The sequence below is a fragment of the Actinomadura sp. B10D3 genome (genome assembly GCF_039871695.1).
GTDB classification, from domain to species: Bacteria; Actinomycetota; Actinomycetes; order Streptosporangiales; family Streptosporangiaceae; genus Spirillospora; species Spirillospora madurae.
Genome location: NZ_JBDPLY010000004.1, coordinates 335830 through 357701, shown reverse-complemented (window position 1 = coordinate 357701; position 21872 = coordinate 335830). Strand labels below are relative to the sequence as shown.

9 protein-coding genes are annotated in these 21872 nt (G+C 73.4%); 7 read left to right on the top strand and 2 right to left on the bottom strand.

All coding sequences use genetic code 11. The features are described 5' to 3' along the window. Positions 1–15 precede the first annotated feature (15 nt). A complete protein-coding gene (locus tag ABGB11_RS10045; RefSeq protein ID WP_347631148.1) occupies positions 16–1812 on the bottom strand; it encodes a toxin glutamine deamidase domain-containing protein in 1797 nt (598 codons plus the stop codon). Between the two features lie 443 nt (positions 1813–2255). On the opposite strand from ABGB11_RS10045, the gene ABGB11_RS10040 reads away from it, so the two are divergent. From ABGB11_RS10040 to ABGB11_RS10025, 4 genes are all read left to right on the top strand, one after another. Beyond that, a complete protein-coding gene (locus ABGB11_RS10040) occupies positions 2256–2837 on the top strand; it encodes a TIGR04222 domain-containing membrane protein (protein ID WP_347631146.1) in 582 nt (193 codons plus the stop codon). A gap of 562 nt (positions 2838–3399) precedes the next feature. Continuing rightward, complete coding sequence (locus tag ABGB11_RS10035) at positions 3400–4533, top strand: hypothetical protein (protein WP_347631144.1); 1134 nt, start codon at positions 3400–3402, stop codon at positions 4531–4533. A gap of 175 nt (positions 4534–4708) precedes the next feature. After that, positions 4709–5143: an ATP-binding protein gene (locus ABGB11_RS10030; protein ID WP_347631142.1), complete on the top strand. Its 435-nt coding sequence runs from the start codon at positions 4709–4711 to the stop codon at positions 5141–5143. Then, positions 5140–5706 carry a hypothetical protein gene (locus tag ABGB11_RS10025; protein ID WP_347631140.1) on the top strand — a complete coding sequence of 189 codons (567 nt, stop codon included), beginning with the start codon at positions 5140–5142 and terminating at the stop codon, positions 5704–5706. The genes ABGB11_RS10030 and ABGB11_RS10025 overlap by 4 nt, the downstream gene beginning before the upstream one ends. A 252-nt stretch (positions 5707–5958) precedes the next feature. Here the strand turns inward: ABGB11_RS10025 and ABGB11_RS10020 are convergent, their stop codons facing one another. Beyond that, positions 5959–7290 (bottom strand): salicylate synthase, encoded by a 1332-nt coding sequence (locus tag ABGB11_RS10020; protein ID WP_347631138.1) that lies wholly within the window; start codon positions 7288–7290, stop codon positions 5959–5961. A gap of 120 nt (positions 7291–7410) precedes the next feature. Between ABGB11_RS10020 and ABGB11_RS10015 the strand changes: the two genes are divergently transcribed. The 3 genes from ABGB11_RS10015 (at position 7411) to ABGB11_RS10005 (ending at position 21860) form a co-directional block, all read left to right on the top strand. Beyond that, on the top strand, positions 7411–19440 hold the full coding sequence (locus tag ABGB11_RS10015; protein WP_347631136.1) for an amino acid adenylation domain-containing protein: 12030 nt from the start codon (positions 7411–7413) through the stop codon (positions 19438–19440). 111 nt (positions 19441–19551) lie between these two features. Continuing rightward, entirely contained in the window at positions 19552–20574 is a 1023-nt protein-coding gene (locus ABGB11_RS10010; protein WP_347631134.1) for an iron-siderophore ABC transporter substrate-binding protein, read from the top strand. Between the two features lie 14 nt (positions 20575–20588). Beyond that, the gene (locus tag ABGB11_RS10005; protein ID WP_347631132.1) at positions 20589–21860 is read left to right on the top strand and encodes a lysine N(6)-hydroxylase/L-ornithine N(5)-oxygenase family protein; all 1272 of its coding nucleotides are present in this window, start codon (positions 20589–20591) and stop codon (positions 21858–21860) included. The last annotated feature ends 12 nt before the right edge of the window (positions 21861–21872 follow it).

Below are 21872 nucleotides of genomic sequence, written 5' to 3'. Positions count from 1 at the left end.
GTGCAGGGTCGCAGGTCATGGTTCGAGATATGGATCGACCATGCCGCGGGCAGGTGTCGGCAGGTCGTCCACTCGAAGATACTCCGTAGCGCGCCCCAGGGCGAAGTAATGCGAGGCGTCACGCACCGGAGGGGTCGGCTGGCCGTCAACAAAGTGTACCTTTCCGCCGACGTTCTCCACACTGAAGACGTGTGCCCCGCCACCGGCTCCGTTCCAGGCGATGTAGACGATGCCTCGCGACCCTGGTTGCTTGAACGCCTCCTCGATTTCCGCCCTGGCCCCGGGAACGAACGTGCCTCCCCAAGCCTTCTCGATGGTACTCACCGATCGGCCGCCTGGGCCGCCTTCATCGGTCCGCAAGTGCTTCTCCAGCGGCCCGGCCTCCACATCCTCGCCGCGTCGCCGCAACTCGTTGGCTTGCACGACGCCGGTGCAGTTCTCGGAGTACGCTGAACTGGCCACGTCAAATTTGGGATTGACCTTGTCCAGAGCCTCGTTGATTTCGGCAACGACCTTCCGTTCGGCGAGTTCGGCCATCTTCTCACCGATCTCCCGCTGCCCCTTGGTCTCGCTCGAGTTGCCTGTGGTGGCCGGGGAATGCGGTCGGTCTTCGGCTCTCAGCGGCTCGGGCCCCTTCGCGTCCACCGGATCGTTCTGCTGCTCGGCGTTGTTCTTCGGCGCGATGGTCTGCCGGTTCTCCATTTCGCCCGCGCGAACCTCTTGGGCTTCGCGTGCGGAGCGGAGACTCTCCAGGCGGGACGGGTAGCCGGGCTGCCCTGGCCGGTCGTGCGGCGGCGCCGGTGGACGGTCCCGAATCGGAGGCTTCTCGGTGTCCTCCACATGGGCGTCGCTCCTGCCGGACTGTTCCGAAGGCTCGGCGGCCTGGAATTTCCTGTCTGGGGCCCGCCGCATCTCGCCTTCGTTGGCCGGCCGGCTGTCCGAGGGGCCGTCCGGCTGCACAGTGGGAACTGGATCGGGTGCGTCCTGGGACGCCTGTTCCAGAAGGCCGGACTGGCGCTCGGCTTGAAGGATCTGTCCGGCGGCGGCTTCCGAGCCGGGGTCGCCAGTTTCGGAGGTCTGACTGTCCTGCTGGGGGAGTGGCTGCCGGTCGCGGGGTTCGACCTGCTCGCGCTCGCCGGGCGGTCGCGGTGCGACCTCATCGGCGTCTTGGGCGCGGCCTTCCTCGCCAGGCCCGTCCGGACGTCCCACCTGACCGGCTTCGGGATCGGCGGCGGGTTGGTCCCCGGCGTCCCCCGCCTCGGTCGGCTCCTCCGGGTCCTCGGCGGCGTCGGCAGGGGGAGGCTCGGCCTGATCCTGAGCGTTCTCGGGTGGCTCCGCGCCCGTGTCTGGAGCGAGTTCGTCGTTGTCCGTCGTGCCGGTCTGCCCCGCTGGTTCGTCCGGTCGCGTCGCCTCGGCGCTCTCGGGCTCGGGCGTCGAGGCGTCATGTTCGTCCAGTCCGGAACCGGTCTCGGACTCGCTCTTGCTGTTCCCAGTCGGCTCCTCGGCGTCCTTGTGGTCGTCCTGGGTGTCCTGCTGTTCGCTGGCGGGTTCGGTGGGGGAGGACTCGGCCGTCTTCTCGTCTGGTTCGTCGTCCTGCTCGGTGCCGCTCTCCGGTGGGGCGGCCTGCCGGCTGGCCAGCTCGGCCGCGCGGGCCTCCTGGGCTTCGCGGGCGGCGCGGCGACTTTCGATGCGGGACGGGAAGCCGGGCTGTCCGGGCCGGTCGGGCGGCGGTCCCGGTGGACGCTCGGGAGCCTGGGGTTTGTCGGCGTCCTCCGCGTGGGTGTCGGTCCCGCCGGGCTGCTCGATGCCCACGCTGCGTCCTTTCCACCGGGGAGCGGAGCCCAACTGCCGGAATCACCTGACAGCGGACTTATCGCTCTTTTCATTCCCTGTCGGACAGGGTTCCGGTGGACGTGCGGGGGCGGCCTCCGGAGGCGTCACCGACCATGTAAGCGTGAACGTTCGGGATTTGCACGTTCAGCCGCCGAACGCACACACCGCGTATATCCGAGTCGGGGGCGTGGGTGCGGGACGGGCCGCCGATTCGGCGAAGGTGACGCTCCAGTTCTGCGTTCGTCGCATAGCCGCGCTGTTCTGGAAGGGATCCGCAAATGGCGGCAGTGGCGCTCTCCTTCTCGCGCTGCCGGTCCTGGCCCCGGCGCTCCGGTCAGGTTGACGCCGGAACGTCCGCGGAGCACAGTGCGTCTGACCAGAAATCGTTGGAACTGTCACGACCTCAGTTGGAAGTGGAACCGATGCGCGATCACACCGAAGTCGGCCCCTACGAGATCGCCTACCTGTGTGGCGGCCCCGAGCGTGTCGCGATGACCGTGCTGGTCAGGTTGGCCGGAGACGGTCAGATCCGGGTCTCGCCGGATCGGCACCGGGTGTACGCGGAACGGCGCGAGCCCCGCGACCCCGTCGAGACCGCCGCGCTGAAGGTCGTGCCGAAGGTCGGCAGGGTGCTCGGCCTGACCGTGCTGATGATCGCGGCATCCCCAGCGGTCGAGGAGGTCGGCCGGCGGCTTCGGGCGGAGCGGCTGCTGCCGGGCTCCCGCGTCCGTGCGCTGTGGCAGTGGGGCCGGGTCCGGCGGGCCCGGCGGCTGCGCCGTGCGCTGGACCGGGGGCTGTCGCTGGACGCCCTGTCCCGCGTCGCGGCCACCGGCGCCGCGGGCATCGCCGACCACGAACTCCGCAAGATCTTCGAAGCCCACACGTGGGAGCCGCCGGTATCGATCGAGATCAGCATTCCGAAGCCGCGGGACAATGATCCGCTTCCCGAAGTGCCTTACCGGTCCGGCCTGTACGGCGCGTACTCCGACTTCGGGGGCTACTGAACCCGGACCCGCGGGGTGGAGCAGTCCGGCAGCGCGTCCGGGCCCGCCCCCGCCGGTCCTAGCGGACGGCCTGGCGGAGGATCGTGGGCATCTTCTCGGGGCGATCTCACGAGGATCGGACAGGTAGATCTCGTGGTCCAGGTCGTGGTGCGTAACACCCTGCACCTTCATCACTGCGGCCCTCCGCGCCAGGGGCGCGGGCTCGTCCGCGTAGGGGTTGCGGTGCATCCTCTGGACGCACCGCCCGTCGATGTACATGTCGGACTGGCTTTCCGGCGGGCGTGCGGGGGCGGTCTCCGGAGTCGCCACCGATCCATGCCCGCCCTTGCCGCCACGGGCTCGGAGGCCGCGTGGTGCCCTGGACGGTGACGGCGAGTCCGTAGCGTGCATATGACGGTTGTCAGCGGGCCGCGCTCTCGGGACTGGCCCGACTACGCGGTCGGTAAGTGACTCTCCAGCAAGGACGAGCGGTGCGCTCATCCGCGCCGCTCAAACACATCACATCCGGCCGGGGCGTGCCGGTAGCGTGCAGGCCCGGAAACCGGCTACGGAGAGGGCGAGCATGGATCTGATGGCGCGGGCGGGAGACCTCAAGGGAGAGCTGATGAGCTTCGCCATGTCCGACCGCTTCGGCGGCGTGCTGGAGGAGTTGATCCTGGACGCCTTCCCGGGCGGGGTCGTCAACGACGAGGGTGTCTTCGCGGCCGTCATCGAGGACTTCCTGTTCCGCCACCGGCTCCCTGGCGGCTCCCGGGTGGTGGAGCGGTTCGTCGCCGAGAACCGGGCCTTGGACGAGCAGGACAAGGCCCTGCTCCTGGGCTGGCTCGACGACGTGCAGGGCATGTTCGAGATCATGGAGCCGTACGGTGACGACGGCGTCATCGCCTACAACCACGTGGACGAGCTCACCTACCGTGTCCGCTCCAACATGGGTCCGGAGGGCGTCGAGGCGCTCACCTCCGGCATGATCGTCATCGGGGGGGTCGTGCCCGTGGGGGACGAGTGGATGATCAGCGGTACGCCGATGGCCTTCGCCGCCGACCAGGCCGACGACGTCCTGGCCGGGCTCCCCGAGATCGTGACGCGGTATCCGGAGCGGGTCTTCCGCAACCCCGAGAAGCTAGCCCAGGCACGCGAGTTGCAGGACGAGCAGCGCCGCGCCTTCATCGACCTCCACGGCGGTGACCTGGTCGTCGTCTCCGGCGACCAGGTCCACAAGACCCTGATGGCCTTCTACCGTCATGCCTACGAACTGGCCGGCAGTAAGTCCGGCCCGTGGACCGAACCGGACCTGCCGCCGCTGCCCGAGGAATGGACGGACGCGGACAGTGTCGCCCTCATCTACGACGCCGAAGACGGCCTCGGCTTCTATATTGACTACGCCGTCGCCCAGCAGGCGTTCGCCGAACCCGACCTCATCCGGCGGCGGATCTACCGGGAGGTCGTCTCCGCCTATCTGCGCGAGGAGGGCATCAGCCCCGTCCCGATCCGCCGTCTGGTGGCCGAAGCCGGGCCCGACGCCGCCAGCCGCGTGTTCCAGAAGCTGCTGAAGAAGCCGCGCTTCTCCTGGGAACGCGACGGCGAGGCCCTGCTCCGCAAGTACAAGGCCGACTGGTACGCCAGCCCGCCGCTGCCCCGGGTAACAGTCACCTCGCCCGCTCTCACCCGGCGGTTCCAGGACGCGAACAGCAAGTGAGCAGCAGAGCGTTCCGCTCGTGAACGTGCGGGCCGCGCGAGCCCAACTGGTCGACGTGCGCGCGGCAGGCGTGCGAATCGGTGGGCTGACGTGGGGTTTTTCGTGTGATCGCCGGTGCGTGGTGTGACGATGAACACGCACGATGACGAACCGGCCACTATGCGCTGAGGAACCCATGTCCCTTACGATTCCCGTCCTGCCCGCCCCCGCGACCGCGCAGCGCTGGCGGCGCGCCTTCCCCGGCGAGCCCGTCCAGGCCCGCGCCGCCCGCCGCTTCACCGCGATGCTCCTGGACGGCTGCCCCCTGCTCGACGAGGTGCTCCTCACCGTGGACGAACTCGTGGTGAACGCCCTGCGGCACACCAAGTCCGGCCAGCCCGGCGGGACCTTCACCGTCGAGATCGCCCGCTGGGACGGTACGGTCGCCGTCTCCGTCACCGACCAGGGCGCCCCCTCTGAGCCCGCCGTCACCGACGCCGCCGACGATGCCGAGTCCGGGCGCGGCCTGCGGACCGTCTCGCTCCTGGCCGCCGGCTGGGGCTGGTTCGGCAACGACCGCTCCCGCACCGTCGCCGCCCTGTTCGGCACGGCTTTCGGTGAGGCGGCGTGAGCGGCCACGACCTGCGCGAATGGACGGTCTCCCAGGTGCGGTCCGCGATGACCTCCGCCATGCGCGCCGACCCGCACGCCCTCGACCGGTTCGTCCTGGCGCACCCCACCGCCCTCGACCCGTACAGCGCGTCTTTCGTCCGGACGGCCCGGAACCTGACATTGGCGACGTCGGCGGCGCTGACCACCGTCCTCACCGCCCACCGCTACGGGCGCGACGCCCGCGACCGGGTGGTCTGCCTGGCCTGCGGCCCCAACCGCTGCCGGACGGTCCGCAACGTCTCCGACGTCCTCGCCGCCTACGGACTGCGAGCCCACCCAGTCGACCGCGCCGAAGCCTGGCGCCGTGCCGACGCCTGGTACACCCGCACGGCGGGTCGCCCGGTCCCGCTCTCCGTCGAATCCTTCGACGAGGGCTTCATCGCCCGCCCCGCGCCCCACTCGGACGCCTCCGGAGGCATCCTCGTCGTTGACCGCCACAGTGGCGCCCTCACCCAGTGGCCCGCCAAGGACGGCGGCCCCCTGGCGTCCGAGTACCGCGCCCACAAACACGGCACCCGGTGATGCGTCATGGTCCGCGCGGAGTCACCGGCCGATGATGGCGTTCCGAGTGATCAGCCGCAGCCCGTCAGGCGACCTGCGCTGGTGGACGTGGGCGGGCGACCGCGCCAACGCCACTCTTAAAGGCGACGCTCGGCGATCTCACCGACCAGTCCCAGCGCACCGACCCCGGCCACGTCCGGCTCCGCGGAGACCTGCGTTCCGATGGCTGGCGCTCCGCCGTCCGTGACCTGGCCCTCACCGAACCTCACCGCTTCACCACCCGGAGCGGGTAAGGGGTGGTTCAGGGGCGGGGACTACGTAGGGGGCGATGCTGGAGAGTTTCTCGCAGGTTTCCTCGTATTCGCGGTCGGGGGTCGAGGCGCTGACGATGCCGGCGCCGGCGCGGAGCCAGGCTCGGCCGTTCTCGGCGTAGAGGGCTCGCAGTACGAGGGCCGCGTCGAGGGAGCCGTCGTGGGAGACGGTCACCACGGCGCCGGAGTAGAGGCCGCGGTGCTCCTCCAGGCGGGTGATGGCGTCGACCGCCTCGGGCTTCGGGATGCCGGAGGCGGTCACGCCGGGGAAGAGGGCGTCGAGGGCGTCCCAGGAGGTGCGGCCGGGGGCGAGGAGCCCGCTGACGCTGGAGCCGAGGTGCTGCACGCTGCCGCGCTCCTTGACCGTCATGAAGCCGCTGACCTGGACGGTTCCCGGCTCGCAGACGCGGTACAGCTCGTCCTGCGAGGTGCGGACGGAGACGGCGTGCTCGTAGATCTCCTTGGGGTCGGTCTCCAGGTCGCGGCGGGTGCGGGCGTCGGCGGCCCCGCCGAAGCCGAAGGCGCGGGTGCCGGCCAGGGGCTGGGTCATGACGCGGCCGGCGGCGTCGACGCTCGCGAGGACCTCGGGGCTGAAGCCGGTGGCCTGGAAGCCGCTCAGGGAGAGCAGGAACGAGCGCGCCGGGGTGTTGGCCCTGCGGCCGCGGACGTAGGTGGAGACGAGGTCGACCGGGTAGGGGATGTCCAGGCGGCGGGACACGATGACCTTCTGGTAGAGGCCCGCGTTGATCTCGGACACCGCGGCGGCGACGCGGGACCGGTAGCGGTCGCCGTCCACGCGGACGTCGACCGGTGAGGGGGTCCCAAGAGGGAGGGGGCTCGGTTCGGTGAGGAGCGCGGCGATCTGGTCGGGGTCGTCGGTGCCGGTGATGGTGGCGCGGCCCTGCTCGATCCGGACCTCGGTGCGCGGGACGACCAGGTGCGCGATCCTTCCGGCGGGCCGGGACGTGGCGAACTCGAAGGCGATCCAGCCGTAGGCGGTCCAGGCGGGGAGCGCGGCCTCGGCGAACGCGTCGCGCAGTGCCTCCGCGGGGGAGTCCGTCCACTGGCGCGCGGTTGCGGGCCTTCCGGGCCACCGGGTGGTGACGGTGCCCGCGTCGAGCACCACCTCGCCGAGCACACCGCCCGCGAACGTCCATGATCCGGGACGTTCGTAGACCACGTGGTCATCGAAGTGACCCGATCCGGCCAGGCGGGCCACGAGCGCGAGCGGGTCCGAGGTGTGCTCGACGACCAGCTCGGCGGGTTGCGCATCGGTGCGGAGACCAGAGGACAAGGCAGCCAACTTCCTTTCGCGACCGGGAGGTCAAACTTAGGTAAGGCTAACCTTGCATGATTTTCTCAGGCAAGGCTAACCTAACCTGCGGTGGCGAAGCCGACAACGAAAGAGTTGAGCGTGCAGGAGCAGACGACGACGGCACGGCGACGCGAACTGATGCGGCGGATGATGGCGGAGGCCGGGCTCGGCTCCGACACCGCGCGGCTCACCCCCCGAGGCTCGGACGGACCGGCGCCCCTCTCCTACGCGCAGCAGAGCATGTGGCTGCACCACCGCACGTTTCCGGACAGCCCGGCCTACAACGTCTGCCTGCTCGTCCGCATGTCGGGGCCGCTCGACACCGGCGCCCTGCGGGAGGCGCTGCGTGGACTGATCCGCCGGCACGCCGTCCTCCGGACGGTCTACGCCGAGCGGGAGGGCGGCGCCGTCCAGATCGTGACCGGCGACGACTCCCTGGACCTCGCGCCTGTCCCGTGCGACGACGCCGAGGCGCGGGCGGCGGAGCTCGCGGCGACGCCGTTCGCGCTGCGGGACGAGCGGCCGATCCGGCTGGAGCTGCTCCGGCTCGGGACGGACGAGCACGCGCTGGTCCTCGTCGTGCACCACATCGCCTGGGACGGCATGACCTGGGGCTCGCTGTCCCGGGACCTGTCCGCCCTCTACCGCGCGGCCGTGACCGGTGAACCGGACGGGCTGCCGCCGCTGGACGTCCAGTACGCCGACCACGCCGAGTGGGAGCAGCGCCGGCCGATCTCCGAGGACGACCTCGCGTACTGGCGGGCACGGCTCGACCCTCCGCCCGCGCCGCTCGACCTGCCCGCCGACCATCCGCGCGGCGCCGTCGTGTCCGAGCGCGGCGGCCGCCGTGCGCGGCGCTTCGACGACGCGGTGACCGAGGGGATGCGGCGGCTCGCCGCCGCGGAGAACCTCACCCCGTACATGGTGATGATGGCCGGATACGCCGTGCTGCTGCACCGCTACACCGGCGCCGAGGACGTGGCGATCGGGTCGTCGGTGATGAACCGCGAGCACGCCGAGGTCGAGCGGCTCGTCGGGAACTTCGGCAACACGCTCGTGCTGCGCACCGACCTGTCCGGCGGGCCGACGTTCCGCGAGGTGCTGCACCGGGTCGGCCGGACGGTCACCGAGGGATTCGCGCACCAGGCGCTGCCGTACGACCGGATCGTGCAGGAGCTCCGCCCGGCGAGAGGGCGGGGACGGTCGGCGTTCTTCGACACGATGCTGCTGTTCCTCGCCCAGGAGATCGGCGAGCTGGACCTACCCGGCGTCGCGTCCGGCTGGACGCACATCCACAACGGGACGACGCACTTCGACCTGTCGCTGGAGGCGTTCGTCCGGGCGCAGGGCATGACGGTCGAGGCGACGTTCCGCCGCGAGCTGTTCGACGACGCCCGCATCGACGCGCTGCTCGCCCACCTGGAGACGCTGCTGGCCGACGCGGTCGCGGACCCCGACCGCCCCATCGGCGCGCTCGAGGTCATGGACGCCGGGGAGCGCGCCCTGGTGGAGCGGGCCAACGCCACCGACCGCGCCCTCCCGGAGACGAACGTCGTCGCGCTGTTCGAGGAGCAGGCGGCCCGCACCCCCGGCGGGACGGCCGTCGAGGCCGGCACCGACGTCCTCACCTACGCGGAGCTGGACGCGCGCTCCTCCGCGCTCGCGGCCGAGCTGCGCGGGCGGGGCGCCGGTGCCGGGAGCGTGGTCGCGCTCGCGCTGCCGCGGACGGCCGACCTCGTCGTCGCCCTGCTCGGCGTCCTGAAGTCGGGCGCGGCGTACCTGCCGCTCGACCTCGGCCACCCCGCCGGCCGGCTCGCCTACATGCTGGACGACGCGGGCCCGCTCTGTGCGATCGTCACCGGCGAGACCGCCGGCCTGCTGCCGGACGGGACGGACCTCCTCGTCCTCGACGGCACCGCCCCCGACGACGCCGGCGCCGCGCGGGCGGCCGCCCCGCGGCCGGACGAGCTCGCGTACGTCATCTACACCTCGGGCTCGACCGGCCGCCCGAAGGGGGTCGCGATCCCGCACCGGGCGCTGACGAACTTCCTGATCGCGACGAAGGCCCGGCTCAGGCTCACCCCCGGCGACCGGCTCGTGGCGGTCACGACGATCGCGTTCGACATCGCCGCGCTGGAGCTGTTCGCCCCGCTGATCAGCGGCGCGACGATCGTCCTCGCCGACCGCGCGGACGTCCGGGACCCCGCCGCCCTCGCCGCGCTGCTGGAGGACGCGACCGTCGTCCAAGGCACCCCGTCGCTGCTCGGCACGCTCGACCCGGCGGCCCTCAAGGGCCTGCGCGTCCTGGTCGGCGGCGAGGCGCTGCCCCCCGCGCTCGCGGAGTCCCTGGCGGAGGCGGCCTCCCTCGCGACCAACATGTACGGGCCGACCGAGGCGACGATCTGGGCGACCTCGGCGGACCTGCCCGCGTCCGGCATCGGCCGCCCCTTCTGGAACACCCGGGCGCACATCCTCGACGCGCGGCTGCGTCCCGTCCCGCCGGGCGTGCCGGGCGAGCTGTACCTGGCGGGGGAGCAGCTCGCCCGCGGGTACGCCGGCCGTCCCGACCTGACCGCCGAGCGGTTCGTCGCCGACCCGTTCGGCGAGCCCGGGTCGCGCATGTACCGGACCGGCGACCTCGCGCGGCGCGCCCGCGACGGGTCGATCGAGTACCTCGGCCGCACCGACGACCAGGTGAAGATCCGCGGTTTCCGGATCGAGCCCGCCGAGGTGCAGGCCGTGCTCGCCGCGCGGCCGGGCGTCGCGCAGGCCGCGGTCGTCGTCCGGGAGGACCGCCCCGGCGACGCGAGGCTGGTCGGCTACTACGTCCCGTCCGGAGAGGTGGACGAGCCGGCCCTGCGGGACGCGCTCGTGCGGGCGCTGCCCGAGTACATGGTGCCGTCCGCGCTCGTCGCGCTCGACGCGCTGCCCCGGACGGTCAACGGCAAGCTCGACCGCGCGGCGCTGCCCGCGCCGGAGGCGGAGACCTCCGGGCGGGCGCCCCGCGACGCCCGCGAGGCCGCCCTCTGCGCGATCTTCGCCGAGCTGCTCGGGGTGGAGGGCGTCGGCATCGACGACGACTTCTTCGCGCTCGGCGGGCACTCGCTCCTGGCGACGCGCGTCGCCGCCAAGGCCCGCGCCGTCCTCGGCGGGTCGCTGTCCATCGCGGACGTCTTCGAGGCGCCGACCGTCGCGGCGCTGGCGCCCCGGCTGGTCGCGGCCGACACCGTCCGGGTCCGCGACGTGGAGAGGCCGGACGTCGTCCCGGCCTCGGCCGCGCAGCGCGGGCTCTGGCTGGAGGAACGCCTCCGCGGCCCGTCGGCCTCCTACGCGCTGCCGCTCGGCCTTCGCCTGCACGGACCCGTGGACGAGGACGCGCTCGGCCGGGCCTTCCGCGACGTCGTCGCGCGCCACGAAGCGCTGCGGACCCTGCTCGTCGAGGGGCCGGACGGGCTGCCCGTCCAGAGCGTCCAGGACCCGGACGTCCCCGCCCGCCTCGCCGTCGTCGACGCGCGCGCCGAGACCCCCGAACGGCGCGCGGAGATCGAGAAGGACGCCGCCTCCCACATCTTCGACATCGGCATCGACCTGCCCGTCCGCGGCACCCTCGTCCGGACGGCCGACGACACGTGGTCGCTCGTCCTCCTTCTCCACCACGCCGCCGCCGACGAGTGGTCCTTCACGCCCCTGCTCGCCGACCTCGCGCACGCCTACGAGGCCCGCCGGGAGGGACGCGAGCCCGGCTGGGAGCCGCTGCCCGTCCAGTACGCCGACTACGCGGCCTGGGAGCGCGAGGCCGCGCCCGACCCGGCGCCGGAGCTCGACTTCTGGGAGCAGACCCTCGCCGGGGCGCCGGAGGAGACGCTCCTCCCGTTCGACCGGCCGCGCCCGGCGGAGGCGAGCCACCGGGGCGGGCTCGTCCCGTTCCGGCTGCCGGCCGCCGGGGCGCGGCGCCTCGCCCGCGAGACCGGCACCAGCGTGTTCATGGTGCTGCACGCCGCCGTCGCGGCGCTGCTGCAGCGGTCCGGTGCGGGCGACGACATCGCGCTCGGCTCGCCCATCGCGGGACGCGCCGACGAGGACCTCGCCGGCCTGGTCGGCGTGTTCGTCAACCCGCTCGTGCTGCGCACCGACCTGTCCGGCGACCCGACGTTCGCCGAGCTGCTCGACCGGGTGCGGACCGCCGACCTCGCGGCGTTCTCGCACGCCGGGGTCCCGTTCGAGCGGGTCGTGGACCGGCTCGCGCCCGAGCGGTCGCTCGCCCGCAGCCCGCTGTTCCAGGTGATGATCGTCCACCAGCGGCTGGACGACGTGCGCCTCGCCCTGCCGGGCGTGCGCGCCGAGCCGTTCCTGCCCGGGACCGGCGGCGTGAAGTTCGACCTCGACCTGTACTTCGCCGAGGGCGAGGAGGAGGTCGAGGGGTTCGCCGCGTTCGCCGCCGACCTCTTCGACGCCGCGACCGTCGAGCGCCTCCTGGACGACCTGCGCGCGCTGCTCACCCAGGTCACCGAGGCGCCGGACCGGCGCCTGTCGTCCCTCGGGACGCCCGTCGAGCACCCCGACATCGCCCGTGAGCTGCCCGCCCGGACGGTCGCCGCCCTCATCGAGGAGCAGGTCGCGCGGACCCCGGACGCCACCGCGGTGGTGTTCGGCGACACCGCCCTCACCTACGCCGAGGTGGACCGCCGCGCCGAGGCCCTCGCCGACCGGCTCGCCGCGGCCGGCGCGGGACCCGAGCGGGTCGTCGCGCTCGCCCTGCCGCGCTCGGAGGAGTTCGCCGTCGCGCTACTCGCCGTCCTCAAGACGGGCGCGGCGTACCTGCCGGTCGACCTGGCGTATCCGCCCGCACGCGTGCGGATGATGCTGGACACCGTCCGCCCGCTGCTGGTGCTCGGCCAGGACGAGCCGCCGCTGGACGCGCCCCGCCGGGCACGGCCGGAGATCCACCCGGACCACCCGTCCTACGTGATCTTCACCTCCGGCTCGACCGGCACGCCGAAGGCGGTCGTCGGCACGCAGGGCGCCCTCGCCAACCGGCTCTCCTGGGGGACCGGCCTCGCCGCCCCCGGGGTCCGCGTCGCCAAGAGCTCGCCCGCGTTCATCGACGGGACGACCGAGCTGCTCGGCGGCCTCGCCGCCGGCGACACGGTCGTCATCGCCGACGACGCGACCGCCACCGACGCGGTCGCGCTCGCCGACCTCATCGAACGGCACCGGGCCGGGCTGGTCACGCTCGTCCCGAGCCTGCTCGCCGCCCTGGTGGAGAACGGCCCGCCCCCCTCGGTCACCACCTGGATCAGCAGCGGGGAGGCGCTGCCCGCCGCGCTCGCCGACCGGGTCCCGGGACGGCTGGTCAACCTGTACGGCTGCTCGGAGGCGGCGGGCGACAGCCTGATCGCGCTGCCGGGCGACGGCGACGGCGGCCTGCGCCCCATCGCCAACACCCGCGCGTACGTCCTGGACGGCGCGCTCCGCGAGGTCCCGGTCGGGGAGCTGTACCTCGCCGGCGACGGCCTGGCGCGCGGCTACCTCGGCGACCCCGCCCGCACCGCGGAGCGGTTCGTCGCGAACCCGTTCGGCCCGCCCGGCTCCCGCCTCTACCGGACCGGCGACCGCGTCCGGCGCCGCGCCGACGGCGGGCTCGACTTCCTCGGCCGCGCCGACGAGCAGATCAAGATCCGCGGCTTCCGGATCGAGCCGGGGGAGGTCGAGGCGGTGCTGGCCGCCCAGCCGGGCGTCCGGCGCGCGGCCGTCACCGCGCACCGGTCGCGGCTCGTCGGGTACGTGGCCGGCGACGCCGACCCCGGCGCGCTGCACGGCGCGCTGCGCACGCTGCTGCCCGACTACCTGGTCCCGGCCGAGCTGGTCGTCCTGGACGAGCTGCCCCTCAACCCCAACGGCAAGGTCGACCGGCGCGCCCTGCCCGAACCGGGACGCCCGTCCGGCGGGCGGGCCCCGGCCACCGAGGCGGAGCGCGTCCTCGCCGCGCTGGCCGCCACCGTCCTCGGCCGCGACGCGGTGGGAGCGGACGACGACTTCTTCCGGACCGGCGGGGACAGCATCAGCGCGGCGCTCCTCGTCGCCCGCGCCCGCCGCGCCGGGCTGTCGTTCACCGTCAGGGACGTGTTCCGGCTGCGGACGGTCGAGGCCCTGGCGCGGGCCGCCGCCGCGCCCGCCGGCGGCGCGGGCGCCCAGGCGGTGGAGCCCGCGAGCGAGCTGCCGCTGTCGCCGCTCCAGGAGGGCCTGCTCTTCCACCTGATGATGGCCGGGGAAGGCCGCGACATCTACGTGCAGCAGGCCGTGGTGTCGCTGTCCGGCCCGGTCGACCCGGAGCGGATGGCGCGGGCGGCGCGCGCCGTCCTGGAGAAGTTCCCCAACCTGCGCGCCGGGTTCCGGACGGACGGCGACCGCGCCGTCCAGTTCGTCCCGGACGATGTCGAGGTCCCCTGGACGCACGCCCACGTCACCCCGGACGGCCTCGACGCGTTCGTCGACGCCCAGCGCGCCGAGCCGTTCGACCCGGCCGAGCCGCCGCTCATCCGGTTCGCCCTCGCCGGCCTGGCCGAGGACGACCACCGGCTGATCCTCACTTCCGAGCTGATCCTGCTGGACGGCTGGTCGGGCGGGCTCCTCGTCACGTCCCTGCTCGACTCCTACACCGACGCCGAGGCCGAGGCCGCACGTCCCGTCCCGTCCTTCCGCGCCTTCCTGGACTGGGTGAACGGCCGCGACAGGGACGATGCCGTGGACGCCTGGCGCCGCGCGCTCGACGGCTTCGACGAGCCCGCCCTCCTCCGGCCCGGCCTGGTCGACGCTCCGGCGGACCTCGCGAGCGCCGGCGAGGTGCACCGGACGCTGCCGGACGGCCTCGCCGCGCGCCTCGACGGCGTCGCCCGGGAGCAGGGCGTCACCCCCGGCACGCTCTTCGAGACCGCGTGGGGCCTCGTGCTGATGGGCCTCACCGGGCGCGACGACGTCGTGTTCGGCGCCTCGGTCTCCGGCCGCCACCCCGACGTCGACGGTGTCGAGTCCATGGTCGGCCTGCTGTTCAACACCATCCCGGTCAGGGTCCAGGCGGGGCCGGCGGACGCGCTCGCCACCGTGCTCGACCGCGTCCAGGCCTCCCAGTCGGAGCTGTTCGACCACTCCTTCGTCGCCCTCGCCGACGTCCAGCGCGCCACCGGGCTCGGCACGCTCTTCGACACGCTGTTCGTCTTCCAGAACTTCCCCGGCATGCCCACCGACCGCGGCTTCGGCCCCGGCGGAGCCCTGCGCGTCACCGGCCGGGAGGTCCGCGACGCCACCCACTACCCGATCACCGTGGTCGTCGAGCCGGGTGCCGCCCTGCGCGTCATGTACCGGGGCGACGCGTTCACCGAGGCCGAGGCCGAGCGGATCACCGACCGGTACGTCCAGGTCCTCCGGCAGCTCGCCGAGGCGCCTGAGGAGCCCTGCCACCGGCTCGACCTGCTCGTCCCGGAGGAGCACGATCGGCGCCGCCGCGACTGGGACGAGGCCTGGCACCCCGTCCCCGAGCTGACGGTCGCCGAACTGCTCGCCGAGCGCGCCGCGGAGCGCCCGGACGATCCGGCGCTCGTGTCGCTGCCCGGTGTCCGGCTCACCTACGGGGAACTGAACGCCGAGGTCAACCGGCTCGCCCGGCTGCTGCTCGCGAACGGTGCGGGGCCGGAGAAGGTCGTCGCGCTGGCGCTGCCGCGTTCGGCCGAGATGGTCGTCGCGCTGTTCGCCGTCCTGCGCACGGGCGCCGCCTACCTGCCGCTGGAACTCGACTACCCCGCCGACCGCCTCGACTACATGCTCCAGGACGCGGCCCCGGCCTGCCTGGTCTCGCACCGCGGCATCGCCGCCGGTCTCACCTACTCCGGCACGACCCTCGCGCTCGACGACCCGGAGACCGCGGCGGCCCTCGCCGCGCAGCCCGGCACCGACCCCGCCCCGGACGAGCTCCGCGGTTTCGCCCCGGGCACCCCTGGGCGGCTCGACCACCCCGCCTACGTCATCTACACGTCCGGGTCGACGGGGCGCCCGAAGGGCGTCGTGACGCCGTACCGCGGCCTCACCAACATGCAGTACAACCACCGCGCGAACATCTTCGACCCGGTGGTCGCCTCGGCTGGCCGCCGCCTGCGCATCGCGCACACGGTCTCGTTCTCCTTCGACATGTCGTGGGAGGAGCTCCTCTGGCTCATCGAAGGCCACGAGGTGCACGTCTGCGACGAGGACCTGCGCCGCGACGCCGAGGCCCTCACCGCCTACCTGCGGCAGCACCGCATCGACGTCATCAACGTGACGCCCACCTACGCTCAGCAGCTTCTCGACGAGGGGCTGCTGGACGGCGGGCACCGGCCGCCGCTGGTCCTCCTCGGCGGCGAGGCCGTCCCGGCGTCGGTGTGGGACCGGCTCGCGCGGGCCGAGGGCGTCCTCGGCTACAACCTCTACGGCCCGACCGAGTACACGATCAACACGCTCGGCGGCGGCACCGAGGATAGCGCCACCCCGACCGTCGGTCGGCCGATCTGGAACACGCGCGGCTACGTCCTCGACAGGTGGCTGCGCCCCGTCCCGCCCGGTGCGCCGGGCGAGCTGTACATCGCGGGCGCCGGGCTGGCGCGCGGCTATCTCGGCCGCGCCGACCTGACCGCCGAGCGGTTCGTCGCCGACCCGTTCTCGGGCGGCCGCATGTACCGCACGGGCGATCTGGTGCGCGTCCGCGCCGACGGCAACTTCGACTTCCTCGGCCGCACCGACGACCAGGTCAAGATCCGCGGCTACCGGGTGGAGCTGGAGGAGATCGAGACCGCGCTCGCCGCCGAGCCCGGCGTCGGGCAGGCCGCGGTGGTGGCCGCCGAGACCGGCGTCCCCGGCGTGAAGCGCCTCGTGGGCTACATCGTGCCGGACGGCTCGCGCGAGGGCGCCGCCGAGGAGCAGCTCGCCGAGTGGCGGCAGATCTACGACGCCGAGTACACCGAGGTCGGCACCGTCGTCCACAGCGAGGAGTTCGCCGGCTGGGACAGCAGCTACGACGGCGCCCCCATCCCGCTGGACGACATGCGCGAATGGCGCGAGACGACCGTGGACCGCATCCGCTCGCTCCGCCCCCGCCGCGTCCTGGAGATCGGCGTCGGCGCGGGCCTCCTGCTCACCCGCCTCGCGCCCGGCACGGAGGAGTACTGGGGGACCGACTTCTCCGAGCCCGTCATCGCCAAGCTGGTCCAGGACCTCCGTGCGGCCGCCGGGGCGTCCGCCGGGCCGCCCTCCCAGGGATGGCACGACATCGGTCCGGACTCGCCCGTGCGGCTCGCCTGCCGCCCGGCGCACGACACCGCCGGCCTTCCCGAGAACCACTTCGACACCATCGTGATCAACTCGGTGGTGCAGTACTTCCCCGGCGCCGCCTACCTCCAGGACGTCATCGGCAAGGCGATGCGGCTGCTCGCGCCGGGCGGGGCCCTGTTCATCGGCGACGTCCGCGACCTGCGTACGGTCCGCTGCCTGCACGCCGCCGTCCAGCTCGGCCGCGGCGGCGGCGACCTGGAGGCGATCGACCGCGCCGTCCGGATGGAGAAGGAACTCCTCCTCGACCCGGCCTTCTTCTCCGCCCTCCAGCCCGTCGGGGACGTCCCGGCACGGGTGGACGTCCTCGTCAAGCGCGGCACGCACCACAACGAGCTGACCCGGCACCGCTACGACGTCGTCCTCCGCAAGGAGGCGGCGCCCGCCCCGGACAGCCCGGTCCGCGACTGGACGACCCTGGACGCGCTCGCGGACAGGCCGGCCGGGCCGCTGCGGGTCCGGCGGATCCCCGACCCGCGGCTGTCGGGCGAGGCGGCCGCCCTGCGGGTGCTCCGCGACGGCGGATCGCCGGCCGAGGCGCGGGAGGCGCTCGCCGCGGCTCCCGCCGGGGTCGAGCCGGAGACGCTGCACGCGCTCTTCCCGGACGTGGTCCTCACGCCGTCCGACCGGGCGGGATGCTACGACGCCGTGTTCGGCGGGGGAGCGGCGTGCCTTCCGGCCGAGGCCGGGCGCCCGCCCGCCTCCTATGCCAACAATCCGGTCGCCGCGCGCGACCACGGCGTGCTGGCCGCGCGGGTCCGGGAGAGCCTGAAGGGGCGGCTGCCCGGCTACATGGTGCCGAGCGCGATCATGACGCTGGACGCGCTGCCGCTCACCGTCAACGGCAAGCTCGACCGGCGCGCGCTGCCCGCTCCCGGCCAGGAGGGGCGGCGGCGCGCCGGACGGCCGCCCCGGACGCCCGTCGAACGCCTGCTGTGCACGCTGTTCGCCGAGGTCCTGGACGCGCCCGGCACCGGCATCGATGACGACTTCTTCGACCTCGGCGGCCACTCGCTGCTCGCGACGCGGCTCGTGGGCCGGGCCCGCGCGGTGCTGGGCGCCGAACTGGCGATCCGCGACCTGTTCGAGGCGCCGACCGTCGCCGAGCTGGCCGGGCGCCTGCACGGCCGCGCCGGAGCGGAGCCCCGGCCGGTCCTGGAGCCCAGACAGCGGCCGGAGCGGATACCGCTCTCGTCCGCGCAGCGGCGGCTGTGGATGCTCGACCAGCTGCTGCGCGAGGACGAGGGCCCGCGCGACGCCTACCACCTGCCGCTCGCCGTCCGGCTCCGCGGGCCCCTCGACCTCGCCGCGCTCGAGGCGGCCGTCGGGGACGTCACCGCCCGGCACGAGAGCCTCCGGACGGTGTTCGCCGAGCACGACGGCGTCCCCTGCCAGCGGATCCTCGACCCCGAGGACGCGCGTCCCGCGCTGGAGGTGGCGACCTGCCCGCCGGAGGAGGTCATCGCCAGGCCCTTCGACCTCGCCAAGGACATCCCGCTGCGGGTCGCGGTCTTCCCCGAAGGGGAGGACGAGCATCTGCTGCTCGCCGTCTTCCACCACATTGCCTTCGACGAGTGGTCGTTCGGGCCGTTCGCCCGCGACGTCGCCGAGGCCTACGCGGCCCGGCTGGACGGGGCGCCCCCAGCCTGGGAGCCACCGCCCGTCCAGTACGCCGACCACGCGCTGTGGCAGCGGGAGCTGCTCGGCGATCCGCTCGACCCCGGCAGCGTCCACGCCCGGCAGCTCGACCACTGGGCCAAGGCCCTCGCCGGCCTGCCCGAGGAGATCCCGCTTCCGGTGGACCGGCCCCGCCCCGGCACCGTCGGGCAGCGCGGCGGCACCCTGACCGCCGACCTGCCGCCCGGCCTGGTCCGCGGCCTCGGCCGGCTCGCCCGCGACGCGAACGCCAGCATGTTCATGGTGTGCCAGGCAGCGGTCGCCGCGCTGCTGCACCGGACGGGCGCGGGCGACGACATCCCCCTCGGCAGCCCCGTCGCGGGACGCACCGAGGACGCCGCCCGCGACCTCGTCGGCTTCTTCGTGAACACGCTCGTCCTGCGCGCCGACGTGTCCGGCGACCCCACGTTCGCGGAGCTTCTCGCCCGCGTCCGCGAGGCCGACCTCGCCGGCCTCGCCCACCAGGACCTGCCGTTCGAGGCCGTCGTCGAGGCGCTGCGCCCGCCCCGCGTGCCCGGCCGCAACCCGCTGTTCCAGGTGATGGTCGGGTACGAGAACCAGGGCGTCGGCGCCGTGCGGTTCCCCGGCCTGGAACAGCGGGAGGCGCACTTCGGACCCGGCGCGGCGAAGTTCGACCTGGACTTCATCTTCCGCGAGGTCCCGGACGGGCTCCGCCTGATCGTCGACTACTCCGCCGACCTGTTCGACCGGGACACCGCCGCCGCGCTGGCGGACGGCGTGACCGCGGTGCTCGCGGCCGTCGCGGACGACCCGGGCGCGAAGGTCGCCGCGCTGCCCGCCGAGCTGACCGCCCGCACCGTGACCGCCCGCACCGTGACCGCCGGGACGGCCGCCGCCGCGACCGCCTCCGGCGGCGTGCCAGGCGACCGGGAGGCGGCCCTGTGCCGGATCTTCGCCGAGGAGCTGGGCGTCCCCGAGGTCGGCCCGGACGACGACTTCTTCGACCTCGGCGGCCACTCGCTGCTCGCCATGAAGCTCGTCCGGCGCATCCGGCGGGAGCCCGGCTGCGCGGACCTGAAGATCGCGACCCTGATGAGCGCGCCGACCGTGGCGGGCCTGCTCGCCCGGCTGGAGTGAGGGGGCTCATACCCGCTCACCCATTGCAAGGTTAGGTGAGCCTAACCTAATATCCCTGATCGACAGCCCGGAAACCCCCCGCCCCTGAATCCGGAAGGACACCGGTCCTCTATGCGCAGAACGATGCGGCGCCTGGCCGTCACCGCCGCGCTCATACTGAGCCTCGGGATGACCGCCGCGTGCGGCGACGACGCACCCGCCGGCGGCTCCGGCGGTTCCGGCGGCGCGAGCGCCGGGGCGTTCCCGGTCACCATCGCCCACAAGCTCGGCACCGCGAAGATCGAGTCCGCGCCGGAGCGGATCGTCGCGCTCGGCGAGGTCGACCAGGACGCGCTGCTGGCGCTCGGCATCACGCCCGTCGGCATGGCCGAGCTCACCGGCGTCCAGCCCGACGGGCTCGCCCCGTGGACGGCGCCCAGGCTGGCGGGCGCCAAGCCCAAGCTGCTCAAGGCCGGCGAGGCCGGGTTCAACCTGGAGGAGATCGCCGCGCTGCGGCCCGACCTCATCCTCGCCGGCGGCGACTTCTACATCGACAAGGAGTACGACAAGCTCTCCAAGCTCGCGCCGACCGTCGCGTACCAGACCGGCCCCGCCGAGGACAGTTGGCAGGACATCACGATGCAGGCCGCGAAGGCCGTCGGCCGGGAAGACGACGGCAAGAAGCTCGTGAGCGCGGCCGACGCGAAGATCGCGGCGGTGAAGACGCGGCATCCGGAGCTGAACGGCAAGGAGTTCGCCTTCACCAGCATCTTCCCGAACGGGAACATCGGCGTGATGAAGTCCCCCGAGGACACCAGCGTGAAGCTGCTCCAGCAGTTCGGGATGAAGCTTCCCGAGCCGATCGCGAAGCTGCCCGGTGAGGGGTTCGCCGCCGAGCTCAGCATGGAGAAGGTCTCCGCCCTGGACGTGGACGTCCTGATCAGCCACTACAACGACGACCCGGCCACGCAGAAGAAGGTCGAGGGCAACAAGCTCTTCGCGAGCCTCGGCGTGGTGAAGCGCGGCTCCTACGTGGCCCTCGACCTGAAGTCCTTCTGGCCGCTGCGCACCCCCACCGTCCTCGCCGTCCCCTACGTCACCGACCAGGTCGTCCCGAAGATCGCCAAGGCCGCCGGCGCGGCCGAGCCCGCCTGATGCCGGAGGAGCGCATGCAGACACCCGTCCACGACGTGGTCGGCATCGGTTTCGGACCGTCCAACCTCGCGCTCGCCGTCGCGCTCGACGAGGAGCACGGCGGCGGCGTGGACGCGGTCTTCTTCGAGAAGCAGCCGCGGTTCGGCTGGCACCAGGGCATGCTGATCGACGGCGCGACCATGCAGGTCCACTTCCTCAAGGACCTGGTGTCGCTGCGCAACCCCGCCAGCCCGTACTCGTTCCTCGCCTACCTGCACGCGCGGGGCCGGCTGGTCGACTTCGTCAACCACAAGACGATGTTCCCGACCCGGCTGGAGTTCCACGACTACCTCGAATGGGCGGCCGCCGCGTTCGCCGGGAGCGTCCGCTACGGGACGGAGGTCGTGGCGCTGCGCCCCCACGACGATGAGACGCTGGAGGTCGTCGTCCGCCGGGACGACGAGCTGGAGAAGCACCTCGCCCGCAACGTCGTCATCGGCGCGGGGCTCGAACCCGTCCTGCCCGAGGGCGTCCGGCCGGGCGAACGGATCTGGCACACCGAGGACCTCCTCACCCGGCTGGAGGAGCGCGGGGACTGGGACCCGCGCCGCCTCGTCGTGGTCGGCGCCGGGCAGAGCGCCGCCGAGGCCGTCGAGTACCTGCACCGGACCTACACCGGCGCCGAGGTGTGCGCCGTGTTCGCCCGGTACGGGTACTCCCCGGCCGACGACAGCTCGTTCGCCAACCGCATCTTCGACCCGGAGGCCGTGGACCACTACTTCGCGGCGCCCGAGGACGTGAAGCGGATGCTGTTCGAGTACTCGCGCAACACCAACTACTCCGTGGTGGATCTCGACCTGATCGACGAGCTGTACCGGCGCGCCTACGCCGAGAAGGTCGCGGGCGCCGAACGGCTGCGCATCCTCAACGTGTCCCGTGTCGTGGAGGTCCGCGACAGCGGCCCGGACGGCGCGCGCGTGCGGGTCGCGTTCCTGCCCACCGGCGAGGTCGCCGACCTGGACGCCGACGCCGTCGTCTACGCCACCGGCTACCGCGAGCGCGACCCGTTCGACCTGCTCGGCGAGGCGGGCGCGCACTGCCGCACCGGCCCGGACGGCCGCCCGGTGGTGGAGCGCGACTACCGCATCGCCACCGAGCCCGGCCGCGAATGGGGCGTCTACCTGCAGGGCGCCACCGAGCACAGCCACGGGATCGCCTCGTCGCTGCTGTCCATGACCGCCGTCCGCACCGGCGAGATCGTCCGGTCCATGGCCCGGCGGTCCGCCCGCGTCACCCCGGTCGTCTAGGAAGAGAGAGGC